General features: G+C 64.8%; 12 protein-coding genes. 8 read left to right on the forward strand and 4 right to left on the reverse strand.

Annotated elements, in window-relative coordinates; translation table 11 throughout:
• The first annotated feature begins 14 nt into the window (after positions 1 to 14).
• Entirely contained in the window at positions 15 to 2450 is a 2436-nt protein-coding gene (locus tag NPS46_RS05790; RefSeq protein WP_274105479.1) for a TonB-dependent siderophore receptor, read from the forward strand.
• 15 nt (positions 2451 to 2465) lie between these two features.
• On the opposite strand, the gene NPS46_RS05795 is transcribed toward NPS46_RS05790, so the two are convergent.
• The 3 genes from NPS46_RS05795 to NPS46_RS05805 form a co-directional block, all read right to left on the reverse strand.
• Positions 2466 to 4169, reverse strand: a complete 1704-nt coding sequence (locus tag NPS46_RS05795) for an AMP-binding protein (RefSeq protein WP_274105480.1) — start codon at positions 4167 to 4169, stop codon at positions 2466 to 2468.
• Between the two features lie 72 nt (positions 4170 to 4241).
• Positions 4242 to 6269 (reverse strand): PQQ-dependent dehydrogenase, methanol/ethanol family, encoded by a 2028-nt coding sequence (locus NPS46_RS05800; protein WP_425312707.1) that lies wholly within the window; start codon positions 6267 to 6269, stop codon positions 4242 to 4244.
• A gap of 86 nt (positions 6270 to 6355) precedes the next feature.
• Positions 6356 to 7285 carry a transporter gene (locus tag NPS46_RS05805; RefSeq protein ID WP_274105482.1) on the reverse strand — a complete coding sequence of 310 codons (930 nt, stop codon included), beginning with the start codon at positions 7283 to 7285 and terminating at the stop codon, positions 6356 to 6358.
• Between the two features lie 355 nt (positions 7286 to 7640).
• Between NPS46_RS05805 and NPS46_RS05810 the strand changes: the two genes are divergently transcribed.
• Positions 7641 to 9131, forward strand: a complete 1491-nt coding sequence (locus NPS46_RS05810; RefSeq protein WP_274105483.1) for an aldehyde dehydrogenase family protein — start codon at positions 7641 to 7643, stop codon at positions 9129 to 9131.
• A 42-nt stretch (positions 9132 to 9173) separates the two neighbouring features.
• Here the strand turns inward: NPS46_RS05810 and NPS46_RS05815 are convergent, their stop codons facing one another.
• Entirely contained in the window at positions 9174 to 11066 is a 1893-nt protein-coding gene (locus tag NPS46_RS05815) for a sigma-54-dependent Fis family transcriptional regulator (protein ID WP_425312700.1), read from the reverse strand.
• Between the two features lie 415 nt (positions 11067 to 11481).
• Here NPS46_RS05815 and NPS46_RS05820 point away from each other — a divergent pair, with 415 nt between their 5' ends.
• From NPS46_RS05820 to NPS46_RS05845, 6 genes are all read left to right on the forward strand, one after another.
• Positions 11482 to 11991 (forward strand): sigma-70 family RNA polymerase sigma factor, encoded by a 510-nt coding sequence (locus NPS46_RS05820; RefSeq protein ID WP_274105484.1) that lies wholly within the window; start codon positions 11482 to 11484, stop codon positions 11989 to 11991.
• Entirely contained in the window at positions 11988 to 12953 is a 966-nt protein-coding gene (locus NPS46_RS05825; RefSeq protein ID WP_274105485.1) for a FecR family protein, read from the forward strand. Before NPS46_RS05820 ends, NPS46_RS05825 begins: the two co-directional genes overlap by 4 nt.
• A 101-nt stretch (positions 12954 to 13054) precedes the next feature.
• Positions 13055 to 15820 (forward strand): TonB-dependent receptor, encoded by a 2766-nt coding sequence (locus tag NPS46_RS05830; RefSeq protein WP_274105486.1) that lies wholly within the window; start codon positions 13055 to 13057, stop codon positions 15818 to 15820.
• 15 nt (positions 15821 to 15835) lie between these two features.
• A complete protein-coding gene (locus NPS46_RS05835) occupies positions 15836 to 17677 on the forward strand; it encodes an ABC transporter permease (protein ID WP_274105487.1) in 1842 nt (613 codons plus the stop codon).
• A gap of 2 nt (positions 17678 to 17679) precedes the next feature.
• Positions 17680 to 18834, forward strand: coding sequence for an ABC transporter ATP-binding protein (locus NPS46_RS05840; RefSeq protein WP_274105488.1), 1155 nt, complete (start codon positions 17680 to 17682; stop codon positions 18832 to 18834).
• Positions 18831 to 19952: an ABC transporter substrate-binding protein gene (locus tag NPS46_RS05845; protein ID WP_274105489.1), complete on the forward strand. Its 1122-nt coding sequence runs from the start codon at positions 18831 to 18833 to the stop codon at positions 19950 to 19952. Before NPS46_RS05840 ends, NPS46_RS05845 begins: the two co-directional genes overlap by 4 nt.
• The last annotated feature ends 20 nt before the right edge of the window (positions 19953 to 19972 follow it).

The following is a 19972-nucleotide window of genomic DNA, read 5'->3' on the forward strand; positions in this document are numbered from 1 at the left end:
AACGAGATCGCGCAATGAACCTGTCCCCTCCCCGCAACCCTGTGCTGAGCCACGCCATTCGCGGCGTTCTATTGGGGCTTGCCGTCGCCGGCAGTACCCTGCCAAGCATTGCCCTGGCCCAGGACAGCGGCACCCTGCAGCACAGCTGGAGTATCCCCGCCGGTGAGTTGGCCGCCGCCCTTGACCAGTTCGCCCGCCAAGCCGGGGTCAGCCTGTCCTACGAGGCGGCAACGGTCGCCGGCAAACGTACCCAGGGGGTCAGCGGTGCACTCGATCCCACGCAGGCGCTGGAACGCCTGCTGCGAGGCAGCGGGATCGAGGCGCAACAGCAATCGGCCAAGGCATTCCTGCTGCTGCCCCGCGTTGACACGGGCAGCGCCCTGCAACTGGGCGCGACCAGCGTCTCGGGCGAACAACTGGGCGTGGCCACTGACGGCACCGGTTCCTACACCACTGGTGCACTGACCCTTGGCAAGACCGCCCACTCGCTGCGCGAGACGCCGCAGTCCGTCAGCGTGGTGACCCGCCAACTGATGGACGACAAAAACCTCACCACCCTCGACCGGGTCATGGACCAGGCCACCGGTATTACCCGCTCGAACCGCAACTTCGGCTCGAACCGTTTCAACTCCCGGGGTTTCACCCTGGAAGATGACAGCTACATGCTCGATGGCGTACCCGGCTCGGCCTACGACCCGACCGGCTGGCTGCCGGTGGACATGGCGGTCTTTGACCGTGTCGAAATCCTGCGCGGTGCCGCCGGCCTGCTGGTCGGCGCCGGCAACCCCGGTGGCGCGGTGAACCTGGTGCGCAAGCGCCCCGGTACCGCTCCCCGCTTCTCGGTGGCGGCCCACGCCGGCTCCTGGGACACCTATCGCCTGGACCTGGATGGCAGCAGCCCGCTCAATGCCAGCGGCACCCTGCGCGGCCGCGCCGTGGTCGCCTATGAGGACCGTGGCTACTTCCAGGACGTGACCCAGACCCGCACGCCGCTGCTCTACGGTATCGTCGAGGCCGACCTGAACGACGCCACCACCCTGGCCGTCGGCATCCGTCGCCAGACCATGGACACCCGCGGCTATTCGATCTTCGGCCTGCCCCGCTACAGCAACGGCAATGCCCTGGATGTACCGCGTTCGACCTCGCTGGTACAGGACTGGAACCGCCACGAGACCGAAGTGACCGAGGTCTTCAGCGACCTCGAACACCAGCTCAATGACGACTGGAGCACCAAGCTCTCGCTGATGCGCAGCGAGGGCGGTTTCGACCAGAGAGCCGCCTACGTGCGCGGTGCCGTCGACCCCGACACACTGACCGGACCACGACTGCAAGGCGTGCAGTTTCGCAGCTATGACCTGGAAAACAGCGCCGCCGACGCCCACCTTTCCGGTAACTTCACAGCCTTTGGCCTGAGCCATGAACTGATGCTGGGCGCCAACTGGTCGCAGCAGCAGGTCGACGCCAAGACCGCCGACCTGAGCGTCGGCCTGCCCATCAATGTGTTCAACCCCGACCACCACCTGATCCCCAAACCCGCCCGTCCACAATGGAGCGGCCTGAGCGACCAGACCACGCGCCAGTACGGTCTCTACAGCACCCTGCGCCTGCGTCTGGCCGAGCCGTTGAGCCTGGTGATCGGCGGCCGCCTGAGCTGGTACAAGGACGATATTCAAACCAACAACGCGCCGCGCTCCGTGGCGCGCCAGGACCATGAATTCACCCCGTTCGCCGGGCTGATCTATGACCTCGATTCCCACTGGTCGGTGTATGCCAGCTATGCCGATATCTTCCGCCCGCAAAGCGACAAGTTCACCGCCGCCGGCAAGTCATTGGAGCCCACTGTCGGTTCGAACTACGAGACCGGGGTCAAGGGCGAGTTCTATGACGGACGCCTGAACCTGTCGGCGGCACTGTTCTACGTCAAGCAACAGGACCTGGCCATGGAAGACGGCGGCAACACCGACTTCAACGTCTGCTCACGCTACAACACCGATGGTATCTGCTACGTCAACGGCACACCGCGCACCAGCAAGGGCGTGGAGCTTGAAGCCAGTGGCGAAGTGCTTCCAGGCTGGCAGGTCATGGCCGGCTATACCTACAACACCCGCAAGGACGATGAAGGCCAGGTCTTCGACGCCGAGTCGCCCAAGCATATCGCCCGGGTCTCGACCGCCTATGACTTCCAAGGCGATCTCAAGCGCCTGAGCATCGGCGGTGGTGTCTCGGCCCAGAGCGGTTATGCCTCGGATTACGGCGTGATCGTGGCCAACCCCGGGCGCGCGGTCTGGGATGCGCGCACGGCCTGGCAACTGGATGAACACTGGAAGGTCGCGCTGGACGTGAAGAACGTCCTGGATCGCAAGTACTACGAAGCTACGGGTGAAGTCCGCCGTGGCAGTTACTACGGTGCTCCGCGCAGCTACATGCTGACGCTGCGCGGCGACTTCTAAGCCCACGCCTGGGTATCAGCCTCCGGCCTGTTTGAGCAACGGGTCGGGACCGGCCGTTACCAGGGCGGCCACACTGATTTCGCGCATGCGAAATTTCTGTATCTTGCCGGTGACCGTCATCGGGAACTCATCGACGAAGGTGAAGTGGCGCGGCACCTTGAAATGGGCGATGCGCTGCTTGCACCAGGCCTTGAGTTCGTCAGCTTCAGCGTGATGACCGGGATGCAGCTTGATCCAGGCGACGATTTCCTCGCCGTACTTGTCGTCGGGGATACCGATCACCTGTACATCGGCCACCGCCGCATGGGTAATCAGAAACTCCTCCAGTTCGCGCGGATAGATATTTTCACCGCCGCGGATAATCATTTCCTTGCTGCGCCCGACAATGCGCACATAGCCCTGCTCATCCATCACCGCCAGATCGCCGGTATGCATCCAGCCTTCGCCGTCGATCGCCTCCAGGGTCGCCTGGGGGTTTTCCCAGTAGCCGAGCATCACGCTGTAGCCACGGGTACACAGCTCGCCGATCTGCCCGCGCAACAGGGGCTTGCCATGGGCGTCGATGACCTTGCTTTCCAGATGAGGCTGGGTGCGCCCCACCGTGCTGACCCGCACTTCCAGTTCATCCGTGGCGCTGGTCTGCAGGGAGACCGGGCTGGTTTCGGTCATGCCGTAGGCGATCTGGACCTCGCGCATATGCATCACGTCAATCACCCGGCGCATCACCTCTGTCGGGCAGTTGGAACCGGCCATGATTCCGGTGCGCAGGCTCGACAGGTCGTAGTCGTGCAGCCTTGGGTGGTCGAGCTGGGCAATGAACATAGTGGGCACACCGTAGAGCACCGTGGCCCGTTCCTCGGCCACGGCGCGCAGGGTCGCCTCGGGTTCGAACGCCGGCGCCGGGTAGATCATGGTGGTGCCGTGGGTCAGGCAGCCCAGGTTGCCCATCACCATGCCAAAGCAGTGGTACAGCGGCACGGGGATGACCATGCGATCGTGCTCGGTCAGGCCCTGGCTTTCGCCGACCATGTAGCCGTTGTTGAGGATATTGGCGTGGCTCAGCGTCGCGCCCTTGGGGAAACCGGTGGTGCCGGAGGTGTACTGGATATTGATGGGATCGTCCCAGTGGATCCCTGCCTGGCGCTGCGCCACTTCTTCGGGGCGAATGCCCTGGGCCATGCCGCCCAGGTCGTCCCAGCGCAGGAAGCCCGCCGGCGGCTGGGGTGCCAGGCTGATCACTCCGCGCAGCAGCGGCAGACGCTCGCTGTGCAGGTGCCCTGGCGGATGCTCGCCCAGTTGCGGCAGCAGCTCGCCAAGCATGGCGTGGTAATTGGAGGTCTTGAAGGCGTCGGCACACACCAGCCAGGCGCAACCGGCCTGGTTGAGCACATATTCAAGCTCGCTGCTGCGATAGGCCGGGTTGATATTGACCAGAATCGCGCCGACCTTGGCGCTGGCCAGTTGCGCAATGCACCACTGGGCGCAGTTCGGTGCCCAGACGCCCAGGCGTTCGCCGGGCTTGAGCCCGAGCATCAGCAGGGCCCGGGCCACGACCAGCACCTCGGCGGCCAATTCGGCCCAGGTGTAGCGCAGGTTCTGGTGACAGACCACGAGCGCCTCACGCTCTGCAAAGGCAGCCACCGTGGTATCCAGGGCTTCGCCAATGGTCATGGCCAACAGGGACTTGTCCCGGGGGCCGCGGGTATAGGACTCGATCATACTGACTTCCCTTGTTGTTCTTGTTGGTCGCCGTCAGCGGACCCGCACCAGGGTGCCGGTCCGCCGCTTATCTCACGGGGCCTTTTTCTGGCGGGCCATGTAGTCCTCGTACTCGCGGGACATCACGTACAACTTGATCTGCTCGACGTCCGCAGGTTTGAGCGAGTCCTCGAAGGACGGCATGCCCGCGGGCTTGAGCAGCCCCTGCAGGACAATCTGCTGGAAGTGCTCGCGGGTGGCGTCGCTGGATTGACGCAGGTCCGCGACCAGGCCGCCGCTGATGGTGCCCATGCCATGGCAAACGCTGCAGAACTGCCCGTACAGCTGTTTACCCGGCGTGACATCGGCCGTGACCGCTGGCGGTACGCGCTCGCTCTTCGCGGCCGTCGGTGCCACCGCCGGCAACTGCGCCTTGCCATCCAGGGCGAAGACCAGCAGACGGCTGCGGTTTTTCATGCCCGGCTGGTTCATCGACTCCCCGCCGGTCAAGGTGGCCACGCCGCCCCAGCCCGCCATGATCGCCACATACTGGCGCCCACCCTGCTCGAAGGTCATGGGCGCGGCGACGATGCCGCTCTGCGCTTCATAGCTCCACAGCGGTTCGCCCTTGTCTGCCGAGTAGGCATGCATCTGCCCGGTCGCGGTGCCCTGGAATACCAGGTTACCGCCGGTGCTCAGGGTGCCGCCGTTCCAGTGCGTCGGATACGGCACTTTCCAGGCTTCCTTCTGTTTCACCGGATCCCAGGCCAGCAAGGCACCGCTGACCACTGCCGAAGGCACGTCGGTGGCATCGGCAAAGCCGGAGCCGGTGTTGAAAGCCTTGCGGGAGACAAAGTCCTTGCCTTCATTGCGGTACACCCCCGGTACTTCCTGGTAGGGAATATAGACCAGGCCGGTTTTCGGGCTGAACGACATCGAGTGCCAGTTGTGGGCGCCGAACGGGCTTGGCCACATCACGATGGGCTCTTTCTCGTAGCGCACGCCGGGCGCTTCCACCGGGCGGCCGGTCTTGAGGTCGACCCGCTCGGCCCACGTAACCTTGCCGAACTTCTCGGCGGAGATCAGCTTGCCGGTGGTGCGATCGAGCACATAGAAGAAGCCGTTTTTCGGCGCCTGCATCAGCACCTTGCGCGGTTTGCCATCGATTTCCAGCTCCGCCAGGGTGATCTGCTGGGTCGCGGTAAAGTCCCAGCTGTCGCCCGGGGTGACCTGGTAGTGCCAGGCCAGTTTGCCGCTGTCCGGCCGGATCGCCAGGATCGATGACAGGTACAGGTTGTCGCCACCGCCCGGGCTGCGGATCTCGCGGTTCCACGGCGAGCCGTTGCCGGTGCCGACATACAGCAGGTCCAGGTCCGGATCATAGGCCATGCTGTCCCAGACCGTACCGCCACCGCCGAGCTTCCAGTACTGGTCGCCCTTCCAGGTCTTGGCCGCTTCACGCAATTCCGGGTGTTCGTAGGGCAGCGCCGGATCGCCCGGCACGGTGTAGAAGCGCCACACCATTTTGCCGCTCACCGCGTCATAGGCCGAGACAAAACCGCGCACGCCATATTCGGCGCCGCCGTTGCCGATAATCACTTTGCCCTTCACCACGCGCGGCGCGCCGGTGATGCTGTAGGGCTTGCTCGGATCGGTCGTCTGTTGGCTCCACAGTTGCTTGCCGGTCTTGGCATCGAGGGCGATCAGCCGGCCGTCCAGGGTGCCGACATAAACATTGCCGCCCCACAGCGCGACGCCACGATTGACCGCATCGCAGCAGGAGGTCCGCGCCTTGACGCGCTCGACCTGCGGGTCGTAGCTCCACAGTTCCTTGCCGCTGACGGCGTCCACGGCAATCACCCGGCTCCAGGACATCGAGGTGTAGATCACCCCGTCATGGAACAACGGCGTCGATTCCAGGCCCCGGGTGTTGTCCAGGTCCTTGTACCAGGCCAGGCCAAGGCCCTTGACGTTGCCGGCGTTGATTTGCTCCAACGGGCTGTAGCGCTGTTCGGAATAGGTGCGGCCATGGCTGAGCCATTGGCTGCCATCGTGTTCGGTGGCGCGGATCGCCGCCTCGTCCACTGCCGCCAGCAAAGGCATGGGCACGGCGAGGCACATCAGCAGCAAGGAGCTGCGCAGGGAACTGGGGAAAGACAGAGTATTGAGCATTGCAAGGCTTCCTCGGTGAACGCTGGGGGCGCGGATCAGAAAATCTGCATCAGACGGAGGTTGATGCGATCACCCTCCCTGAAACCGTTTTCCACCGATTGGTCACGACCATAGTTGACCAGCAGTTGGGTCTTGGGCGCGACAAACCAGCCGGCGCCGACCGTGAACTTCTGGGTCTTGGGTTCATCGCGTTGATCCGTGCCATCGAGACGGGTTTCGCCGCCCCAGAGCCGCGAGTAGCCGACCCGCACATCGAAGGTCGGGGTGACCTGATAGCGCAGGAACGCCTGGCCCTGATACAAGGCCGACTGACGCAGGGTCAGGCCGGCGGCCGTGGCGTCGTCGTTCTTGCCGAACCAGGTGACGTCCCCCACCAGATCGAGCCACCACTTGTCGCCCAGGCCCTGGATATAGCCCGCCTGAAGCGCGAACTTCCAACGGTTCTCGCCAATGTTCAACGCATCGTCACGGTCATAGCGACCGGTCGGCACATAGAGGAACGGCGTGACGCCGAAGTAGGTTTTCTCGGCCGGCTGCTCCACCAGCCAGAGGGTCGATGCCAGGATCAGGTCGCCGATGCCGCCATCACTCTTGCCCAGGCCCTTGGTGTCGCGCTTGCCTTCCAGTTGGCCGAACGGCAGCAGAAATTGCGGGTCGATGGTGAAGCCGCCAAGCTTCATGAAGTGCACGCCCCGCAGGATGCCGATATCCGAATCGAGCCCCGCGCGCAGGGGTTGCTTGTGGCCGTCGGCATAGAGCGAGCGGCGCTCGGCGTGCTGGTAGTAGACCATGCCCAGGGTCGTGCCTTCGGGCAGCGCGGTGTAGTCGCCGGCATCGACGTCGACGGCCTGGGCCTGGCCCGCAAGGCTGGCAGCCAGGGCCAGGGTGCAGGTCTGGAGCAGTGTGGCGAGGGGGCGGCGCCGCACAGGGAGCGCGGGCACGGTTGACAGTGTGGTCTTGCTCATCGTGTCACCTGTTTATTGTTTTTGTGGATGAGCCGCCCAGTGGGCAGCACTCAGGCAATAGCAGGCTTCATGCCAATTAAATTTATCCTTTTATATCAATCACTTAATTAATAACTCCGATCATTGGCCGGTTCTGCGGCGGCTAAGGCAATGGCGTCGAAAGCCCGATTTCCCGAGGCTTTCCCGCCCTCTCGGGGCTGTCTCAGCTGTCTCACCACGATTCTCATCATGCGAGACAAACCGCTACGGTAAAAGCCGTCAAACCCCTGAAAAACAAGTACTTTGGTACTGGTTTGAAGCTGGCATAGGGGTTGCTGGGACAAGGCGTCACTTTCAATAAGAAGAGAGCCACTCCATGTCCCATGCCTTCCCGATTCATCCCGATACCCAAGCGTTCCTCGATCGCCAGCACCGCATGCTGATCGGTGCCGATTGGTGCGCCGCCAGCGATGGCGCCAGCCTGCAGTTGGTCAACCCGGCCAATGGCCAGGCCCTCGGCCAGGTACCAGCCGCCACCGCCGAGGATGTCGACCGGGCCGTGCGCGCTGCGCGCCAGGCCTTCGACGATTCGCCATGGAGTCGGATGCGGCCACGTGAGCGGCAGAACCTGCTGTGGAAACTGGCCGACCTGATCGAGCGGGACGCCCAGGTACTGGCCGAGCTGGAATGCCTGAACAACGGCAAGAGCGCCCAGGTGGCGCGAGCCATGGATGTGCAGATGGCTATCGACTCCCTGCGCTATATGGCCGGCTGGGCCACCAAGATCGAAGGCAGCAGCCTGGAGCCTTCCGTGCCGTTGTTCGACGGGCAGTTCCATGCGTTTGTCCGCCGCGAAGCGGTGGGCGTGGTCGGTGCCATCGTCGCCTGGAACTTCCCGCTGCTGCTGGCCTGCTGGAAGCTTGGCCCGGCCCTGGCCACCGGTTGCAGCGTGGTCCTCAAGCCAGCCGACGAAACCCCGCTCAGCGCTCTCAAGCTGGCCGAACTGGTGCTCGAAGCCGGTTATCCGGCGGGCGTGCTCAATGTGGTGACCGGGGTCGGCGCGGTGGCCGGTGCGGCGCTGGCGGCCCACCCGCACCTGGATAAGGTGACCTTTACCGGCTCCACCGAAGTCGGCAAGTTGATCGGCAAGTCCGCCATGGACTCCATGACCCGGGTCACCCTGGAGCTGGGCGGCAAGTCGCCGACCATCGTGCTCGCCGACGCCGACCTGGAGGTCGCTGCCGCGGGTGCCGCCAGCGCGATTTTCTTCAACCACGGCCAGGTTTGCTGCGCCGGTTCGCGCCTGTATGTGCAGCGCAAGCACTTCGACCGGGTGGTCGCCGATATTGCCGGGATCGCCAACGGCATGAAGCTGGGCAACGGCCTAGACCCGAGTGTCGATATGGGGCCGCTGATCTCGGCCAAGCAGCAGGCGCGGGTCTCGCGCTATATCGAGATGGGCCGGGAAATGGGCGCACACCTGGCGTGCGGCGGTGAACACTACGGGCCGGGCTATTTTGTCCAGCCGACGGTGATCGCCGATGTCGACCAGCAATGCTCGCTCGTCCAGGAAGAGATCTTCGGCCCGGTGCTGGTGGCGATTCCCTTCGATGATGTGGAGGACGCGATCCGTCTGGCCAATGACAGTACCTACGGGCTGGGCGCCAGTATCTGGTCCAACGACCTGGGGCAGGTGCATCGGATGATCCCGCGCATCAAGTCCGGCTCGGTCTGGGTCAACTGCCACAGCGCCCTGGATCCGGCGCTGCCATTTGGCGGCTACAAGCTGTCCGGCGTTGGCCGGGAGATGGGCGCTGCGGCCATCGAGCATTACACCGAGCTGAAGTCGGTACTGATCAAGCTCTGACACACCATGGCGCGTCCCGCTAAACCACGGGACGCGCCACGGTTACTGCTTGAGCTTGCGGTACAGGGTGGCGCGGCTGATACCCAGCGCGCGGGCGGCCGCCATGACATCGCCCTGATGCCGATCCAGCGCCTGCTGGATCGCCGCCGCGCCCTGCCCGCAGGCTTCCTGGCGTGCTCCCGGCGCGGACTCGCGCAGATCGTCGAGGGTGCAATCAGGCAGGTGCTCCAGGGTCAACAGCGTTTCCCCTTCGTCACGCATGGCCATGGCGGTGCGCAGTAACATCTCCAACTGCCGGATATTGCCTGGCCAGTGGTACTGGGCCAACAGTTCATTCAAGCCGTTATCCAGGCGCAGGTTCTCACCGCCCATGCCCGCCAGCAACTGCCGGCACAGGGCTGGCAGATCGTCACGCTCGCGCAGCGGCGGCAATTGCACGCACAGGCCATTGACCCGGTAATAGAGGTCCTCGCGAAAGCGCTGGGCCAGAACTTCCTGCTTCAGGTCACGGTGGGTCGCGCAGATCAGCGCGATATCCAGCGCCTGCTCTTCACCACCGCCCAGGGGCGCGACCTTGCGTTCCTGCAACACGCGTAGCAACCGGGCCTGCAATGCCAGGGGCATATCGCCGATTTCATCGAGAAACAGCGTGCCGCCATGGGCCTGGACCAAGCGCCCGACCATGCCGCCACGGCGTGACCCGGTAAAGGCCCCCTCACGATAGCCAAACAGTTCGGACTCGATCAGCCCCTCGGGGATCGCCGCACAGTTGACCGCGACAAAGGCCTTGTCCGCCCGACTGCTGGTGTCGTGCAGGGCTTGGGCGACACGCTCCTTGCCGGTGCCGGTCTCGCCCTGGAGCATGATCGGCAAGGCATTGCGCAAGCCGCGTCGCGCCATGCCCAGACTGCGGGCAAAGCGCAGGTTGCCACCGGCCAGGGCCAACAGGCGGTCTTCATCCGTTGTCCGCTCGCGGGCAACCGGCGGGCGTTGCGCAACCTCGTGCACCAACAGGCGCAGCGGCGCTTGCAGCGCACGATAGAACAGTTCACCCCGGGGGCTTTGCAGGCTGGCGGTCGTGCCCTGGGACAAACGGCCCAACTGGCTGGCTTCATCGCCCAGCAAGGCCTGGACAGTCTTGCCCAACAATGTTTCGCGAGGTTGGCGCAACAAGGCGCAGGCATGTTCGTTGGCCGCCAGCAACTCACCATCCGCCCCAATCGCCAGCAGGCCCTGCCAGGACGATTCGAGGTATTCACGACGGGGGTGGAAGGCCAGGATCAACTGCCGCGGATAACAGGCGCTGAACAGCCGGCTTTCGATCTGGCTGGCGCTCAGGGCCAGCAGTGACAGGCTGTCATGGGGCTGGCGATTGTGGCCCTGGCGGGTCAGGTCGAGCACACCCTGCACCCGGCCGGCCGGATCGCGGATGGGCACCGAGGTGCAGCAGAACGGACTGAGGCGATCGAGGAAATGCTCGTTGTAGTCGATCACCATCGGCCGGACTTCCACCAGCGCCGTGCCCAGCGCGTTGGTGCCGCGCGACGCCTCGCTCCAGCAGACCCCGGGGGCGATATCGCGCAGTTCGCGTTGCGCCAGGGCCTTGTGCCCTTCGACGGCGACAATGGTCGCCTCGGCATTGGCCAGGATCACCAAACTGTCGCCATGGGTCTGGCCAAATTGTGCGGCCAGTTGCTCAATGATCGGCGTCGCCGCGTCGATAAAGGATCGATTGCTTTCATAGATACGCGAGCCACTGGTGCGGGGCGTGTCGCAGCCATCACCCAGGCGGCGGCCGTGGCCGAGGCTACGACGCCAGGACGCGTCGATTTCGTCGCGCAGCATGCCGTCGGGAATCACGCCCTCCTGGCGGACGATACTGCGCACATCGATGGATTCACGCAAAACAGCTTCGTTTCTTATTTTTGTCTGCATGCCAACTCCAGCACTCACCTACGGGCGTCAGGCAGCGGCCCGTCAGGAACACACCCGCCACATAAGCATGTGGCCGGCGCCAGGGCAATGACTGATGGGTCACAATCTCACGCTTTCGCCACCCACCCTTTACGCTTACGTCAAGGTAAGATAGATCGCCAACCGATACAAGCCACTCCCTGCACCGGATGGCCAAGCCCGTGGCCAGCGCTGAGAGACCTGGATCTGCGGCGCCACATATAACCTATCGGTATTTATTTCCCATATTTTATTCTTTCTACTGCTATCAAATTCCGGTCATAGTTTCGTCACTGCCCTCGGCAGGGCGTACCCCTAAATCCAGGTCGCCGCTTGCACACTTACTGCTTGCCACCCTTCGCTCCCTGCGGCGCAGCAGCTTCTTGCGTGATTCGCCATGGCTACTTCGCACGTCGCCGACCGCGAGTTGGTCGGCCAACTGTTCAAACTCAACTATGACTGGCTGCGCGCGCGCGTTCGCGCACGCCTGGGCTGCCCTTACGATGCCGACGATATCGCCGCAGAAACTTTTGCCCGGGTGCTGGCCCTCCAGGACCCCAGCGCGGTGCGCGAGCCCCGGGCGCTGCTGACCACCATTGCCCAACACCTGATCTATGAAGGCTGGCGCCGTCGTGATCTGGAAAAGGCCTACCTGCGCGCCCTGCACAATGTGCCTGAGCAACAGCAACCGGCCCCCGAAGAGCACCTGATACTGATCGAAAGCCTGCTGGCAATCGATAAGCTGCTCGACGGCCTGTCGAGCCAGGGCAAGGCGGTATTTGTGCTGAGCCAGCTCGAAGGGCTGACCTATACCTGCATCGGCGAACGCCTGGGACTGTCCCTGGGCAGTGTGCATCGGCACATGAGCGATGCCCTGCGCTGCTGCTATCGAGTCTTTGGCGCATGAAGCGCAGCGCCAGCACACGGCTGGACGATGCGGTCGCTGAAGCGGCCATCCTCTGGATGGTGCGCCTGCAATCCGGTGAAGTCAGCCCCGCCGAGCAGCAGGCCTTCGAGAACTGGCAGACCGCCGACCCGCGCCATGGCGTCGCGTTCGAGCGCCTGGCCGCGGGCCTGGCAGCGGCGCGCCAATCGCCCTGGCAAGGACGCCCCAGCGGGCCGATGCTGCAAGCGCTCGAAGCCCCTTCGAGTCGCCGCAGCTTTATGCGCAACAGCCTGGCCCTTGGCGGACTGGCGCTTTCCGTGGGCCTGCTGGCGCGTGCCGGCCTGTTGCCCTGGTCCCTGCCCGGTGATCTGCAGACCGGCACTGCCCAGCGGCGCGACTGGCAACTGGCTGATGGCAGCCGCCTGCAACTCAATGCCCGCAGCCGCGTCGCCACGACGTTCTCGACCCAACATCGCGAGCTGCGGTTGTATCAGGGCGAACTGGTGCTGGATCTGGCCGCAGACCCGACGAACCCCTTCCACCTGCGTTCAGAACAGGGCGTGGTCAGCGCCAGTAGTGGACGCCTGCTGCTGCGCCAGCAAGGCGAGTCGACCCGCCTGATCACCCTGAGCGGCAGTGCTCGACTGACGCCGGCCAATGGTCCGCAGCAACTGATCGAGCCGCGCCGGAGCGTGCTCTTCGACCAGACCTCGATCCTGCAACAGGCGGCCATGAGCCACGGTGAAACGGCCTGGCTCGATGGCTGGATCGAAGCGCGCAATGAGCCGCTGGCGCAGATCATCGAGACCATGCGCGCCTACCGACGCGGCATCGTGCGCCTGGACGCCCGCCTGGCGAACTTGGCGGTCAGCGGCCTGTACCCGCTGGACAACAGCGACCAGACCCTGGAAATGCTCCAGCAGCAACTGCCGATCCGGGTCACGCGCTACAGCCCCTACTGGATCGAAATCGAGCGCGCCTGAGCGGTTCTATCCATAGGCCCAAACGGTCTAGGGCGGCGTGGAAAATCCAGCCCACTCGTTGCTCATGGTGAATAACTCCACCCTGAAACAGTGAATTCTCCATGCCGACCCCAGCCCGCCACTTCGCCCTCGTTCCCCTCGCCTATGCGCTGCTGGCCGCTACCGCCGCGTTGCCGGAGCGTGCCCATGCCGGCGACACCGCGGCCGTCCAGACGCTTGAACCGTTCTCGATTGCCGGCGGCCCGCTGGCCGATACCCTGCTGGCCATCTCGCGTCAGACCCGCACGCCGATTTCCTTCGACCAGGCCGCCCTCGACGGCTTGACCAGCGCGCCCATCGAAGGCCGATTGAGCCGCGACCAGGCCATTGAGCAAGCCTTGCAGCGCAGCGGCCTGCGCGCCCACTACACCGCCAGTGGCGCCATCGTGATCAGCCAGGACAACGGCGCCACCAGCGCCCGTCCCAAGCCCGCTGCCCAGCAAAACCCCAGCGCCGCCCCCTCGACCGCCGCTGACCCAGTGCTCGCCACTGTGGTGACCCTGGGCACCCGCCGCCAGGATGTCACAGCCCTGCAAAGCCTTGCGCCAGTGGAGCTGATTACCCCGGAGCAAATCACCCGCACCGGCGCGGTCACCCTCAACCAGGCCCTGACCCAACTGGTGCCCTCCTTCAACTTTCCCCAGGGCCAGAACGCCTCCAAGGGCACAAGCGCCGTGCGCGCCGCTTCGCTGCGCGGGCTGAGCCCGGCCTACACGCTGATCCTGGTCAACGGCAAACGACGCAACCCCACCGGACGCCTTTCCGGCGTCGATCCATGGGGCGCCGACCAACTGGTGGAGCTGAACAATATTCCCATCAGTGCCATCGAACGGGTCGAAGTCCTGCGGGACGGCGCCTCGGCGCAGTACGGTTCGGATGCCATCGCCGGGGTGCTGAATATCGTGCTCAAGGAGCGTGACAGCGGCGGCGGTTTCCAGGCCCGCTATGGCCAGTATCAAGAAGGCGACGGCGAAACCCGCAACGCCAACGGCTGGTGGGGCACCAGCCTGCCCGGTGACGGGTTCCTGACCTTGAGCGCCGATGGCCTGAGCAACAACCCGGTGGACCGCAGCGGCATCGACCATCAATACGTCAACGCCGGCCCCGCCGGTGACCTGCGCACCGGGCGCTGGGGCCAGGGCGGCCGCCAGCAGGGTTCGGTGCTGGCCAATGGCGAACTGGGGTTTGACGACGAGACCCGCGGCTACGCCACGCTCAACTACGGCTACACGGAAAACTTCAACGACATCAACCCCAACTTCAGCCGCTCCAAGGACAACATCCTCGCGGTCTACCCCAACGGCTTCCAACCGCGCACCCGGGAAAAGCGCTTCGACCTGTCCTCCGTGGTGGGGGTCAAGTACAGCGAGGCCCAGCTAGGCAACTTTGACCTGTCGCTGTCCTACGGCAAGAACGAGGTCAAGGGCTTCCTGGAAAACAGCCTGAGCCCCAGCTATGGCCTGGCCAGTGCCACCCACTTCGCCCTAGGCGCGACCGAAAGCCAGACCACCAACCTGACGCTGGACTGGGACCGCGAGCTGAACTTCAACTGGGCCCCGGCGCCCTGGACCCTGTCCGCCGGTACTGCCTATCGCCATGAGTCCTTCGCCATCGACGAAATCGGCGACGAGCAATCCTGGAACTACGGCGGTGGCCTGATTCCCGCCGGCCAACTCAATGCCGGGCAACCGGCGCGCTTTGGTGCCGTGGATATTGCCGGGATCAACCCCGATGACTTGGGCAGCCAGTCGCGCAATGTCTACAGCCTCTATGGCGGGCTGGAGGGTAACCTCACCGACAACCTGGAACTGGGCACCGCGCTGCGCGCCGAGCATTACTCGGACTTCGGCGCCACGGTCAATGGCAAGCTCTCGGCGCGCTACACCTTTACCCCGGCATTCGCCGTGCGTTCGACCTTCAGCACCGGCTACCGCGCCCCGAGCCTGGGCCAGCTGGCGACCCAGACCACCACCTATACCGGGAGCTGGACGTTCGACGGCGGCCAGGCCGCGCCCGGACGCACCCGCCTGTTCCGCCCCGGGGATTCGGCAGTCGCCGCCTTCGGTGCCAAGGACCTGGACCCGGTCAAGGCGCGCAACTACTCCCTGGGCTTTGTCTGGACCCCGACCGCACGCACGTCGCTGACCGTGGATGCGTACCAGATCAATATCGAGGGCAATATCCTCGCGACTTCGGTGCTCCAGGACCCCGCCAACAACAGCTCCACCGCCGTGCGCGATCTACTGGCCCAGGCCGGCTTGAACGGGTTCTCCGGCGCATCGTTCTACACCAACGGCTACGACACCCGGACCCAAGGCATGGACGCGCTGCTCAAGCACCGCCTGGACCTGCAGCGCTTCGGCCAGCTGGAACTGGGCGCCGGCGCCAGCGTGACGGACACCAAGGTCAGTAACGTCAAGCAGGGCACCGTGCAGACCCGCACCGGCACCACCCTGTTCAACCGGGATGTGTTGCGCAACCCGGAAAACGGTACACCGGAAAACAAGCTGATCCTGTCCAGCGACTACACCTATGGCCCGGTGGGCGTAAACGTCCAGGCCACGCGCTTTGGCGAATACACCTACAACCACCCGACCCTCGCCGAGCGCGACCAGACCTTCAGCGCCCAATGGGTGGTGGACCTGGATGTGCGCTACCAGCTCACTCGAGAACTGGGGCTGAACGCCGGGGCCAACAACCTGTTCGACACCTACCCGGAGAAATTCAAGTCCTTCAACCAGGTCAACGGCATCAACCGCTACGGCTTTATCGCCCCGGCGGGCGCCTCCGGAGCCTTCTATTACGTCGGCCTGAACTACCAGTTCTAAGACGGAGCGCACCCCATGACCGCCAATACCCTCGACACCGTCACACCGTCACCACGCCCCCTGCAGTGGCTGGCCATCCAACTGGCCCGCCTGAGCCGCCAGCGTGTCAGCGCGCGGGCACTGCTCAAGGGCGTGTGGCTGACGCCCTTTCTCGGCCTGATTGGCGTGCTGTTTGTCTGGCCACTGGTGATGCTGGTGGTCGGCGCCTTTCGCAGCCGGGCGCCGTTTTTGCCGGGCGAATGGACACTCAGCGCCTGGCGCGTGGCCTTTCATAATCCGGGCATGCTGGCGGCAGTCTGGGCGTCGATCAAGATTGCACTGGTCAGCACCCTCGCAGCCCTGGTGATTGCCGCGGCGCTGGCCTTTATCAGCGAGCGGACCAACCTGTGGCTGCGCCGCGCGATCATGCCGAGCATGCTGCTGGTGTTCGTTACGCCGGGGATCTTCTACGCCATTGCCTTTACCCAACTGGCCAACCCCTGGACCGGCCTGGTCAACGATGCCCTGCGCTATGCCTTCGACCTATCGACGCCCTGGTTGAACGTGCAGGGTTGGTGGGGCATCTACACCGTGCTGATCCTGAAGAAGGTGGCGCTGAGCTACCTGTTTATCGTCGGCGCATTCCGGGCCCTGGACAGCGCCCAGGACGAAGCCTCGTACCTGTGTGGCGCCGGGCCGCTGCGCACCTTTGTACGAATCAACCTGCCCAGCCTCGCCCCGGCACTGACCAGTGTCGCGCTGCTGGGGATCATTGCCGGGCTACAGGTCTTCGAACCCATCCTGATTCTCGGCGGGCCGGACAACATCGTGGTGATCGCCACCCTGCTGCTCAACCTGCTGGGGGGTGGCGCAGGGCCGGCCGACTACGCCCAGGCCAGTATTCTTTCCAGCGTGTTCGTGGCCTTTGTCGCCCTGCTCTACCTGCTGCAACTGCGGGTGCTGGGCCGCAAGGGCTATGTCTCGGTCAGCGGAAAGTTTTCCCGCACGCGGCTTCTGCCGTTGCGCGGCCTGCGTACGCTGGTCAGCGTGCTGGTCATACTGTTTCTGCTGCTCTCGTTTGCCCTGCCCCTGGGCTCCCTGCTGTTTTCCTCGGTGCAACCCTATCCCGGGGTCTATAGCGGCTTCTCCCTGGCCCGCTACAGCGATGTGCTTGGCCAGCCACGGGTGGTCGAAGCCATTCGCGTGACCCTGGTGCTGGGTGTGATCGTTGGTGCGGTGGTGATGACCCTGGCTTTCAGCGTCACCCGGCTGTCCCAGCAGATGGGTCGACGCAGCCGTGCCGCCGTGCGTTTCGCCACCCTGATCCCGCTGGCGATGCCCGGCGTGGTCACCACGGTGGCGATTTCCTGGGCCTGGCTCAGCCTGCCGGCGTTTGCCTCGCTCTACGGTTCGATCTGGCTGGTGGCGTTGGCCTTGATCGTCACGGCCATGCCGTTTGCCAGCCAGATCGCCCTGTCGGCTATTTCGCAGATTGCCCCGTCACTGTCCGAGGCCGCCCGCATGAGCGGGGCCGGGCCGACCCAGACGTTTTTCGACATTGTCCTGGCGCTGGCCGCACCGAGCTTTATCGCCGGCTGGTTCATGAGCGCACTGATGGTCTCCGGCAATCTGGAGGTGCCCTTGCTGCTCAAGTCACCCGGGATCAACACCCTCGCGGTGATCACCTACAACCTGCAAAGCGCCGGCGACTACAGCCTGGCAGCCGCCCTACTGATGGTGCTGATGGCCTTTTCCATTGCCCTGTGGCTCGCCAGCCTACTGACGCTCTGGCTGTTTCGCCGCGCCCGTCATCTCAACCACCACCGTCACGAACAACGTGCCCTGGCCCTGGCCAGCAGCACCAACCCAAGGTTCTGATCATGAGCAGTGTCACCCTCAACGGAATTCGCAAGGCGTTCGATGGCCGGGTCAATGCCATCGAACAACTCGATCTGCATATTCAGGACGGCGAGTTCTTCGTCCTGCTAGGCCCCAGTGGCTGCGGCAAGACCACCACCCTGCGTTGCATCGCCGGGCTGGAGGAGCCGGACAGCGGCACCCTGCTGCTCGGCCAGCGGGCCGTGGCCGACAGCCGCCAGGGCCTGTTTGTCGCCCCGGAAAAACGCCATATCGGCATGGTCTTCCAGAACTACGCCCTGTGGCCCCACCTGACGGTGCGCCAGAATGTCAGCTATCCGCTCAAGGTGCGGGGTCGCCTGGGTACCGAGCAACGCCAGCAGGTGGTGCAAGCGCTGGAGTTGGTAGGGCTACATCAGCATGGCGAGCGCTACCCGGCCGAGCTGTCCGGCGGCCAGCAACAACGCGTGGCCCTGGCCCGGGCCCTGGTCGCACGGCCAGGGCTGATGCTGTTCGACGAGCCCCTGTCGAACATGGACGCCCAATTGCGCATCCGCCTGCGCCAGGACCTGCGACGGATCCACGATGAACTGGGCTACACCGCCGTCTATGTGACCCACGACCATGCCGAGGCCCTGGCCCTGGCCGACCGCATCGGCGTGATGAATGCCGGGCGACTGGAGCAGGTCGGCACCCCGAGCGAAATTTTCCTGACGCCGCGGACCCGTTATGTCGCCGACTTTATCGGCTTTGAAAACATCCTTGCGGGGCACATCGATGCCGCCCGTGGCGAGCGGGCGCAGGTAGCCCTGGATGGCAGCGACCTGGCCTTTACCACGGCCAACCCTGCCGGCCTGCCCAGCGGTACACCGGTGTGGCTGGCCCTGCGGGCGACCCAGATCGCCGCCCTGCCCATCGACCACGTCCTGCCCGCCCAGGCCCAGGTGCTGGCCGGCACCATTCGCCATATCACCTACGCCGGCGACCGTTACCTGGGCGAAGTAGACGTCCAGGGACAAGCCCTGGCCGTGACCTTTGCCCTGGATACCTGGGGCGTATCAGCCCCGGAGCGCGGCGCCGTGCCGGGACGCTCCGTCCACCTGCTGATCCAGCCCGAGGCCGCCCTGCTGTTGCCCGTGGAAGCACCCGCCGTCGCGGCGGTGGGAGCGGCCGCATGAAGCGCCTGTCCTATGGCCTGCGCTTGAGCCTGGTGGCCGTGGCCCTGCTGGGCGTGCTGGCGGTTGGCACGCGGCAGAACCCGTTCAGTGACGAGGTCTCCACCCGACGGACCCAGGCCCTGAGCGGCACACCCGAACAACAGGCCGCGATGGAAGCGCTCTACCACCAGGCCCTGGCGGCCGGTGAGGACCAGGTGACGGTGTACCAGGCAGCGATGGACTACGAGTGGCAGCCGCTCTGGGCGCACTTTGCCCAGACCTTTCCCGGGCTGCGCGTCACTTACATGCACCTGTCACCCAGTGCCGTGACCGACCGCCTGGATATCGAAAACGTCACGGGCGCACGCTACGCCGACCTCATCAGCCAACCGGTCAATGTGGTCCTGGATATTGCCGAACGCGGCTATCTATCGGCCTGGCGTCCGGCCACGGCCCACGCTCTCGACCCGCGCTGGCACTACAAGGACCAGGTCTACTTCAGCTTCAACAAGGTCTACGGCCTGGGCTACGACACCCGCCGCGCCGAGGCGGCAAACCTGCCCCAGGATCTGACGCAATTGCTGACCCAGACCTGGCGCGACAGCTTCGAGTACGGCGCCCCCGGCGGCGGTGCCGGCACGACCGACGTGGCGCTGCTGCAATTGCTCGCCCAGCAACGGGTCGAGCCGAACCAATTGCAGCAACTGCGCGACCAGGGCGGTGCCGGCGGCGCCCAGGAAACCGGCGTGATCAGCCTGGCCCAGGGCCGCCGGGCACTCAATCCCTGGGCCTATCTGCCGCCCCTGATGCGACAGCAACAACTGGGCGTGCCCATCGCCATCAGCTATCCGGCGGACTTCACCCTGCTGGTGCCTTTTGGCCAGGGCCTGGTCAGCCAACCCGCCCACCCCCATGCCGCACGCCTGTTACTGAGCTGGTTGCTGAGTCCCGATGCCCAGGCGCTGCTGGCAAGCGAGGCCTTTTCCCTCGGCAATATGCCCGGCGCGCCCCGACCGGCCGGGTTGCCGGGCGAAGCCGAACAGCGTGCCCGCGCCGCCATGCTCAGCCCCGAAGCCACCGCCAAAGGGCTCAAGGAATGGGTACCGAAACTGCGTGCCATCTGGCAGCAAAGCCTGTGAGTTGTCCCCGAACACAAGGA

Origin of the sequence: Pseudomonas putida, from assembly GCF_028682395.1 — a bacterium.
Classification (GTDB): Bacteria; Pseudomonadota; Gammaproteobacteria; order Pseudomonadales; family Pseudomonadaceae; genus Aquipseudomonas; species Aquipseudomonas putida_AB.

Excerpts from the sequence above, each read along its gene's own strand:
- NPS46_RS05825 (WP_274105485.1), top strand. The coding sequence starts at position 11,988 with ATGAAGCGCAGCGCCAGCACACGGCTGGACGATGCGGTCGCTGAAGCG.
- NPS46_RS05800 (WP_425312707.1), bottom strand. The coding sequence starts at position 6,269 with ATGTGCCTCGCCGTGCCCATGCCTTTGCTGGCGGCAGTGGACGAGGCG.
- NPS46_RS05820 (WP_274105484.1), top strand. The coding sequence starts at position 11,482 with ATGGCTACTTCGCACGTCGCCGACCGCGAGTTGGTCGGCCAACTGTTC.
- NPS46_RS05830 (WP_274105486.1), top strand. The coding sequence starts at position 13,055 with ATGCCGACCCCAGCCCGCCACTTCGCCCTCGTTCCCCTCGCCTATGCG.
- NPS46_RS05790 (WP_274105479.1), top strand. The coding sequence starts at position 15 with ATGAACCTGTCCCCTCCCCGCAACCCTGTGCTGAGCCACGCCATTCGC.
- NPS46_RS05805 (WP_274105482.1), bottom strand. The coding sequence starts at position 7,285 with ATGAGCAAGACCACACTGTCAACCGTGCCCGCGCTCCCTGTGCGGCGC.
- NPS46_RS05795 (WP_274105480.1), bottom strand. The coding sequence starts at position 4,169 with ATGATCGAGTCCTATACCCGCGGCCCCCGGGACAAGTCCCTGTTGGCC.
- NPS46_RS05835 (WP_274105487.1), top strand. The coding sequence starts at position 15,836 with ATGACCGCCAATACCCTCGACACCGTCACACCGTCACCACGCCCCCTG.
- NPS46_RS05815 (WP_425312700.1), bottom strand. The coding sequence starts at position 11,066 with ATGCAGACAAAAATAAGAAACGAAGCTGTTTTGCGTGAATCCATCGAT.
- NPS46_RS05810 (WP_274105483.1), top strand. The coding sequence starts at position 7,641 with ATGTCCCATGCCTTCCCGATTCATCCCGATACCCAAGCGTTCCTCGAT.
- NPS46_RS05840 (WP_274105488.1), top strand. The coding sequence starts at position 17,680 with ATGAGCAGTGTCACCCTCAACGGAATTCGCAAGGCGTTCGATGGCCGG.
- NPS46_RS05845 (WP_274105489.1), top strand. The coding sequence starts at position 18,831 with ATGAAGCGCCTGTCCTATGGCCTGCGCTTGAGCCTGGTGGCCGTGGCC.